4 protein-coding genes and 3 pseudogenes are annotated in these 8,276 nt (G+C 52.8%); 6 read left to right on the plus strand and 1 reads right to left on the minus strand.

Annotated features, from left to right (window positions below):
* Positions 1-33: 33 nt before the first annotated feature.
* Positions 34-2,931, minus strand: coding sequence for a Tn3-like element Tn5403 family transposase (locus OGV85_RS18555; RefSeq protein ID WP_023307208.1), 2,898 nt, complete (start codon positions 2,929-2,931; stop codon positions 34-36).
* A 94-nt stretch (positions 2,932-3,025) separates the two neighbouring features.
* Between OGV85_RS18555 and OGV85_RS18560 the strand changes: the two genes are divergently transcribed.
* The 6 genes and pseudogenes from OGV85_RS18560 to OGV85_RS18590 all read left to right on the plus strand — a co-directional run bounded on the left by OGV85_RS18560 (position 3,026) and on the right by OGV85_RS18590 (position 8,224).
* A complete protein-coding gene (locus OGV85_RS18560) occupies positions 3,026-3,631 on the plus strand; it encodes a recombinase family protein (protein WP_000509966.1) in 606 nt (201 codons plus the stop codon).
* Positions 3,632-3,761: 130 nt separating this feature from the next.
* Positions 3,762-5,366 (plus strand): annotated as a pseudogene (locus OGV85_RS18565) (Tn3 family transposase); the annotation flags it as partial.
* A gap of 159 nt (positions 5,367-5,525) precedes the next feature.
* A pseudogene (locus OGV85_RS18575) lies at positions 5,526-5,885 on the plus strand (IS630 family transposase); the annotation flags it as partial.
* A gap of 19 nt (positions 5,886-5,904) precedes the next feature.
* Positions 5,905-6,015, plus strand: a pseudogene (locus tag OGV85_RS18580) (IS3 family transposase); the annotation flags it as partial.
* A gap of 160 nt (positions 6,016-6,175) precedes the next feature.
* Positions 6,176-7,327, plus strand: a complete 1,152-nt coding sequence (gene nhaA / locus OGV85_RS18585) for a Na+/H+ antiporter NhaA (protein ID WP_001000602.1) — start codon at positions 6,176-6,178, stop codon at positions 7,325-7,327.
* A 192-nt stretch (positions 7,328-7,519) separates the two neighbouring features.
* Positions 7,520-8,224: an IS6-like element IS26 family transposase gene (locus tag OGV85_RS18590; protein WP_001067855.1), complete on the plus strand. Its 705-nt coding sequence runs from the start codon at positions 7,520-7,522 to the stop codon at positions 8,222-8,224.
* The last annotated feature ends 52 nt before the right edge of the window (positions 8,225-8,276 follow it).

Genomic DNA, 8,276 nt, shown 5'->3' on the forward strand with positions numbered 1-8,276 from the left:
GGGGTCGGTTCCGGCTGAGGGCGAAATGACACCCTAAGCTTTCGGTTCCTTGGGCCAAAGATATTCGCCAGTCAGTAGAATGTGCGCCCAGCCCAATGGGGATATGTGGGGAAGAAATTCAGGGGGAACATCCAACCCTTCGTTCCGCCGCTCCGTGACGGCATGACCAAGATGGACGGTATTCCAGTAAATGATCACCGCAGTCAATAAATTGAGCCCAGCGATTCGGTAGTGCTGCCCCTCTGTCGTGCGATCGCGAATTTCCCCCTGCCTCCCGATACGGAGCGCATTTTTGAGCGCATGGTGGGCCTCTCCCTTGTTAAGACCGATCTGAGCACGCCGCTGCATGTCCGTATCCAGGATCCACTCAATAATGAAAAGGGTCCGTTCAATACGACCAACTTCACGAAGCGCAACTGCAAGGTTGTTTTGTCGTGGGTAAGAAGCGAGCTTGCGCAGGAGTTGGCTGGGCCTGATTTTGCCAGCGGTCATCGTCGCGGCACAACGGAAAATATCAGGCCAGTTCGCAACGATAAGATCCTCCCGGGCTTTTCCACCTACCAACTTGCGTAACTCCCTGGGGGTCGTATCGGGATTAAATACGTACAACCGCTTCGATGGCAGATCCCTGATTCGCAGAACGAGATTGTAGCCGAGCAGGCTACTGGCTCCGAACAAATGGTCGGTGAATCCTGCTGTATCGGCATACTGTTCGCGAACATGGCGACCGACCTCGTTCATCAGTAGTCCATCGAGAATATACGGTGCCTCGCTCACGGTCGCCGGGATCGACTGACAAGCGAATGGCGCGAACTGGTCGCTTACGTGAGTATACGCTTTGAGGCCGGGAACAGAACCATATTTGGCATTGACCATGTTCATGACTTCGCCATGCCGCGCTGTCGGGAAAAACTGACCATCGCTCGATGCTGACGTGCCCATCCCCCAGACGCGTGACATCGGCAGTTTACCCTGCGCGGCCACCACAATTGCCAATGCCTGGTTCATGGCTTCGCTTTCAACATGCCAGCGGGCAAGGCGTGAGAGCTGCCAGTAATCATGCGTGTTTGTAGCTTCCGCCATCTTACGCAGGCCCAGATTGAGCCCTTCAGCGAGCAGGACGTTGAGCAGACCGATCCGGTCGCGACATGGAGCCCCGGTTCTCAGATGGGTAAACGCATCTGTGAAACCAAGGGCTGCATCAACTTCAAGCAGCATGTCGGTAATCCGAACGGACGGCATTCGGCGATACAGATCCAGTATGAGTGCCTCGGCACCATCCGGCACGTCTGCTGTCAACCTGTCGATCCGCAACGTTCCATCTTCTATGCTACCGTGCGGAATAGTGCCGTTACGGGCAGCCCGGGCCAGCCGCTTAAGAGCGATCGTGAGTCGCGCCTTTCTGTCTGCCAGCCAATCCTGTGGGTTGGAAGGCACGGCCAGTTTTGCATTTTCCTGCGCCGCGATCATCGGCACCAGTACCTGCTTGAGGTCACCATAGCGGCGCGAATGAGCGAGCCAGACATCTCCGGAACGAAAAGCATCCCGGAGGTGAAAGAGTACCGCCACTTCCCAAAGACGGGTATCTCCTTTTTCCTGAGCTCGTAAATGACGGTTCCATTTGGAGCTGGGCCGCAGGAAACGCCTTTCTGGCGATGCAACACCTTTCATCTCTCCGATCGACAAAGCTGCTGCTACCAATGGTCCGGCGACCGGCGCGGCTTCGAGCTTCAGACAGCGCAACATGCGGGGCGCATAACGACGAAAGCGATGGTATCCCTGCCCGACATATGCAAGAGGCTCATCGGCTAGCGTGTTGCTGAGTTGAGTCCCTGTCGCTACCAGTTGAGCGAGCCGGTCCCATGCAACCGAACTGGCGACAGCCATCTCCAGCGGGGTTCCGTCACTGCGGGCCTCAAGCAACGAAGCTCCCAGCGCGGTGAAGGTACGGATCGTATCCGTGAGTGTGGCTTTAGAGCCGGAAATTGTTTCGTCATGCTGGCGCTTCGCTTCCCGCCAGGTTTTTCCTACGATCCTGTCATGGGTTTCGACTATGGCATCAGCAATCGCCGCTTCCCACTCCACAACACAGACGGCAAGGATCGCCCAGCGGCGGTCCGAAGTGATGTCACGCAAACCGTCGGTGAAGTAGCGTTCACCCTGCCGACGCAGCCGGGCAATGCGATGGGCAGGTATGCTGGCCAAAGCACTATGATTGATATTCAGGGTACGCAGAAATTCGAGCCTGTCGAGCAAACGGTTAGCAGCAGCCGAGTTGTTACCAACCTCGAAGTTGCGAAGCCAGATGAAACGACTGATATTGCCGGCGAGCATTTCACTCAGAAGTTTGTCCAGGTGATCGCGAACATCCGCTGTTAAATTTTCCGCAATCCGCGTTTCAATCCGCCGCTCAGCGGCGACCAGAGCATCCGCGCACAAGCGCTCGATTGTCGATACTGCGGGCAGAATGGTGGAAGTTTCCCGACACCGCACAATAAAACGATGAGCAAGATCCTCGTTTGATCTGGCATCTTCGGCCTGGCCGAAAGTCCACTCCCGCAGATCACGGGCACCACGGCCCGTGAAGGTCTTGTAGCCGTAAATTTCGCGCAGCGTGTCCATGTGCTGCTGACGGGTTTGGCGCCGTGTGGCATAAGTGAGAAGCGCATCAGCCGGAACTCCAAGCTGAGCACCGACGAAGGAAAGGACTTCACGCGGGATCATCTCACCAGGAGCCAGTGCACGGCCCGGATATCGTAAGGCACAAAGTTGCAGGGCAAAGCCAATCCTGTTTTCCGGTCTGCGGCGCTGCCTAATGTTTTCCAGGTCATCATCGCCCAGCGTGTAGAACTTCAGTAGCGACAGTTCGTCCGTGGGCAGATCGAACAGCGCTGCTCGCTGCCGTTCGGTGAAAATATGGCGTCGTGACATACAAATTCGTCCCTTTTGAAGTATAGTCTGTTTTGGACAACAGCCAGCCCATATAAATCAGGGCGTTCCGATACAAAAATCCAGGAGGGTTCAATTGGGACATCGTGCCGCCATTTACTGCCGGGTTTCAACAGCGGATCAGTCTTGTGAACGCCAGGAATTTGATCTGCGAGCCTTCGCCGGCCGTGCCGGCTACGACGTGGTGGGAATATTTAAGGAAACAGGTTCAGGAACTAAACTCGACCGGGCCGAGCGAAAGAAAGTCCTGGCGCTTGCCCAGTCCAGACAAATTGATGCAATCCTGGTCACTGAGCTTTCCCGGTGGGGGCGCTCGACGCTCGATCTGCTCAATACGCTACGTGAACTGGAGAACTGGAAGGTTTCCGTGATAGCCATGAATGGAATGGCGTTCGATCTTTCGTCGCCGTATGGACGAATGCTGGCGACGTTTCTTTCCGGCATTGCGGAGTTTGAGCGGGATCTCATCAGCGAGCGGGTCAAGTCAGGCCTTGCTGTTGCGAAGGCACGTGGTAAGAGGCTTGGTCGTCAGGCCGGAGTGCGACCAAAATCAGACCGACTTTTGCCTAAGGTGGTTGCGATGAGGGCCGAGGGACGCAGCTATCGCTGGATCGCACGCGAGCTCGGTATCAGCAAGAATACCGTCGCTGACATCGTGCAACGACACAGAGCTAACGCTTAGGGTGTCATTTCGCCCTCAGCCGGAACCGACCCCAGAAACGCTGTAGCCCCGCGAACCGAGTGATATCCAATAGCCGATTGGTTAAAAAGTAGTCTTAGCGTAGGTTATTTTCCCTTTTCCAAGCGGACCCCTTCAGGATGCACTACGCCGACGGGACATCTGGCTCGAAAACAGCGATCGCTGGGGAAATCCCCGCGAGAAGCTGTTGCAGGGGGAAGAATGGCAGGTTCAGCGGGTCCCCATCTGTCGGGCGCTGGGACATCCCACTGATGGACATAAAGGCGTGCAACAGCTGGCGGTCCAACTGGATAAAACCTGGAAAGCCGTCGCATCTCGCTTTGAAGGAAATGCGGAGGTTAATATCTGCCATGACGGTAAATATCCTTCCCTGACTATCAGCAGCCTGGAGAAACTGGAGGAGCCACCATCGTTGCATCGTCTCAACAGTCGGGTAAGGCAGCTACTCCCGCCGGTAGATTTGACGGAACTGTTGCTTGAGATAGATGCCAGAACGGGCTTTACACGTGAGTTTACGCATGTCAGTGAATCCGGGGCCCGGGCGCAGGATCTGCACATCAGCCTGTGCGCGGTCCTGATGGCTGAGGCTTGCAATATCGGGCTGGAACCGCTGATAAAGCACAATATACCGGCGCTGACGCGCCACCGGCTCAGTTGGGTGAAACAGAATTACCTCCGGGCAGAAACGCTGGTCAGCGCCAATGTCCGCCTGGTTGATTTTCAGTCCACACTGGAGCTTGCTGGCCGCTGGGGTGGCGGCGAAGTGGCTTCAGCTGACGGCATGCGCTTTGTCACGCCGGTGAAAACCGTCAATTCAGGACCTAACAGAAAATATTTTGGTTCCGGACGTGGCATCACCTGGTACAACTTCGTCTCTGATCAGTATTCTGGATTCCACGGCATCGTTGTTCCCGGCACATTACGTGATTCCATTTTTGTGCTGGAAGGCCTTCTGGAGCAGCAGACAGGGCTGAATCCGGTTGAGATCATGACAGACACAGCCGGTACCAGCGACATTATTTTTGGCCTCTTCTGGCTGCTGGGATACCAGTTTTCTCCTCGGCTTGCCGATGCCGGTGAAGCAGTATTCTGGCGGGTGGATAAATCGGCAAATTACGGTGCACTAGACGAACTGGCTCGTGGTTGTGCCGATCTGTCGAAAGCCGAGTATCAGTGGGATGAGATGATGCGAGCCGCCGGTTCGCTGAAACTGGGTACCATTCATGCTTCAGAACTCATTCGCTCTTTGCTGAAAAGCTCGCGCCCATCAGGGTTGGCACAGGCGATCATGGAAGTGGGGCGCGTCAACAAGACGCTGCACCTTCTAAATTATATTGATGATGAAGATTATCGTCGGCGGATCCTGACGCAGCTAAACCGGGGAGAAGGCCGCCATGCTGTGGCGAGGGCGATCTGCTACGGGCAGCGCGGTGAGATCAGAAAGCGCTACCGTGAAGGTCAGGAAGATCAACTGGGTGCACTGGGCCTCGTCACTAACGCAGTGGTACTGTGGAACACACTTTATATGCAGGAAGCCCTGAGCTGGATGCGCAGGAATGGAGAAGAAACCGGGGGTGAAGATATCGTCCGGTTATCCCCACTGATGCACGGGCATATCAATATGCTGGGGCATTATACGTTCACGCTACCGGAGGATATTTTGAAGGGGGAACTGAGAGAATTAAATTTTAATTTAAACAATGAATTACCTTCTTAGCGTACGTTTTCGTTCCATTGGCCCTCAAACCCCAGTACCAGCGTACGGCCCACAGAATGATGTCACGCTGAAAATGCCGGCCTTTGAATGGGTTCATGTGCAGCTCCATCAGCAAAAGGGGATGATAAGTTTATCACCACCGACTATTTGCAACAGTGCCAAGTCAGCTACGTGGGCGGCAACAGCAAAAGTTCAGCGCTGTTTATCGCTCTGCTGAAGCACCTGAAAGCCACTTACCGGCGGGCGAAAACAATCACGCTGATCGTTGATAACTACATTATCCATAAAAGCCGCGAAACACAGCGCTGGTTGAAAGCAAATCCCAAGTTCAGGGTAATTTACCAGCCGGTTTACTCGCCGTGGGTGAATCATGTGGAACGGCTATGGCAGGCACTTCATGACACGATAACCCGTAATCATCAGTGCCGCTCAATGTGGCAGTTACTGAAAAAGGTCCGCCATTTTATGGAAACCGCCAGCCCATTCCCCGGAGGAAAACATGGTCAGGCAAAAGTGTAGCGGTATTAGGCGCAGCTATTTAGCCCGGGCGGATATCTTCGATTACATTGAAGTGTTCTACAACCGGGCCCGGCGCCACAGTCACCTCGGCGGCGTCAGTCCGGAGGCCTTCGAACAGGCCTCGTCGTGAGGACAGAATTTGTCTACGGGCGTGGGGTCAGTCCAATCAACGGCTCGGAAGTGTCTAGATTATCCGTGGCGATTCAATTATTCTAAAGTTTTCGACCGCTATACACTCTTATCATTCTTTGTTAATCGTTTATTAAGATAATAAATATAAGGACGAAACCATGAACGATGTCATTCGTGACTTTTTCAAAATGGAATCAGCTGGTGGTATTCTTCTCGTGATTGCCGCGGCAATTGCGATGACCATTGCTAACTCACCGCTGGGCGAAACTTATCAATCTGTACTGCATACTTATGTATTTGGTATGTCAGTTTCTCACTGGATTAATGACGGCCTAATGGCTGTTTTCTTCTTACTCATTGGCCTTGAAGTTAAGCGAGAGCTGCTTGAAGGTGCGTTAAAATCAAAAGAAACCGCAATTTTCCCTGCGATTGCAGCGGTTGGCGGTATATTAACTCCTGCTCTTATTTACGTAGCCTTTAATGCCAACGATCCTGAGGCGATTTCTGGTTGGGCAATTCCAGCGGCGACAGATATCGCTTTTGCTTTAGGTATCATGGCGTTATTAGGTAAGCGTGTACCAGTAAGCCTAAAAGTGTTCTTGCTGGCGGTTGCTATCATCGATGATTTAGGTGTAGTTGTTATTATCGCGCTATTTTACACCGGTGACCTGTCGACCATGGCGTTGCTTGTTGGCTTCATCATGACTGGTGTCCTATTCATGTTGAATGCGAAGGAAGTAACAAAACTTACGCCATACATGATCGTCGGTGCGATCTTATGGTTCGCGGTGCTTAAATCTGGTGTTCACGCAACATTGGCAGGTGTAGTGATTGGTTTTGCTATCCCACTAAAGGGAAAGCAGGGCGAACATTCTCCACTTAAACATATGGAGCACGCGCTTCACCCATACGTGGCATTTGGTATTCTGCCTCTATTCGCATTTGCCAATGCGGGGATTTCGTTAGAAGGCGTATCGATGTCAGGTCTAACTTCAATGCTGCCACTCGGTATTGCTTTGGGTCTACTGGTTGGTAAGCCTCTAGGTATCTTTACCTTTAGCTGGGCAGCGGTAAAAATGGGCGTTGCTAAGTTACCTGAAGGCGTTAACTTCAAGCATATCTTTGCGGTATCTGTGTTGTGTGGTATTGGCTTTACAATGTCTATCTTCATTTCCTCTTTAGCGTTCGGAAATGTAAGTCCTGAATTTGATACCTATGCTCGACTCGGTATCTTAATGGGTTCTACGACAGCAGCATTACTTGGCTATGCCTTACTGCACTTTTCTTTGCCTAAGAAAGCGCAAGCGTAAGATAAAAATGAGCTATTTTGTAAAGCCTCCCAATCGGGATAACACCGATCAGTTAAGGCATTGATCAGTTGAACGATCCTACGGATGGTTAACAATACCCTCAGTACACTAATTGCTGAGGGTATTTTTGGCACTGTTGCAAATAGTCGGTGGTGATAAACTTATCATCCCCTTTTGCTGATGGAGCTGCACATGAACCCATTCAAAGGCCGGCATTTTCAGCGTGACATCATTCTGTGGGCCGTACGCTGGTACTGCAAATACGGCATCAGTTACCGTGAGCTGCAGGAGATGCTGGCTGAACGCGGAGTGAATGTCGATCACTCCACGATTTACCGCTGGGTTCAGCGTTATGCGCCTGAAATGGAAAAACGGCTGCGCTGGTACTGGCGTAACCCTTCCGATCTTTGCCCGTGGCACATGGATGAAACCTACGTGAAGGTCAATGGCCGCTGGGCGTATCTGTACCGGGCCGTCGACAGCCGGGGCCGCACTGTCGATTTTTATCTCTCCTCCCGTCGTAACAGCAAAGCTGCATACCGGTTTCTGGGTAAAATCCTCAACAACGTGAAGAAGTGGCAGATCCCGCGATTCATCAACACGGATAAAGCGCCCGCCTATGGTCGCGCGCTTGCTCTGCTCAAACGCGAAGGCCGGTGCCCGTCTGACGTTGAACACCGACAGATTAAGTACCGGAACAACGTGATTGAATGCGATCATGGCAAACTGAAACGGATAATCGGCGCCACGCTGGGATTTAAATCCATGAAGACGGCTTACGCCACCATCAAAGGTATTGAGGTGATGCGTGCACTACGCAAAGGCCAGGCCTCAGCATTTTATTATGGTGATCCCCTGGGCGAAATGCGCCTGGTAAGCAGAGTTTTTGAAATGTAAGGCCTTTGAATAAGACAAAAGGCTGCCTCATCGCTAACTTTGCAACAGTGCC

Origin of the sequence: Citrobacter sp. Cf132 (genome assembly GCF_030333885.1) — a bacterium.
Lineage (GTDB): Bacteria > Pseudomonadota > Gammaproteobacteria > Enterobacterales > Enterobacteriaceae > Citrobacter > Citrobacter freundii.

Bases quoted from the DNA above. Each gene is read 5' to 3' on its own strand.
- OGV85_RS18555 (WP_023307208.1), bottom strand. From the start codon at position 2,931: ATGTCACGACGCCATATTTTCACCGAACGGCAGCGAGCAGCGCTGTTC.
- nhaA (WP_001000602.1), top strand. From the start codon at position 6,176: ATGAACGATGTCATTCGTGACTTTTTCAAAATGGAATCAGCTGGTGGT.
- OGV85_RS18590 (WP_001067855.1), top strand. From the start codon at position 7,520: ATGAACCCATTCAAAGGCCGGCATTTTCAGCGTGACATCATTCTGTGG.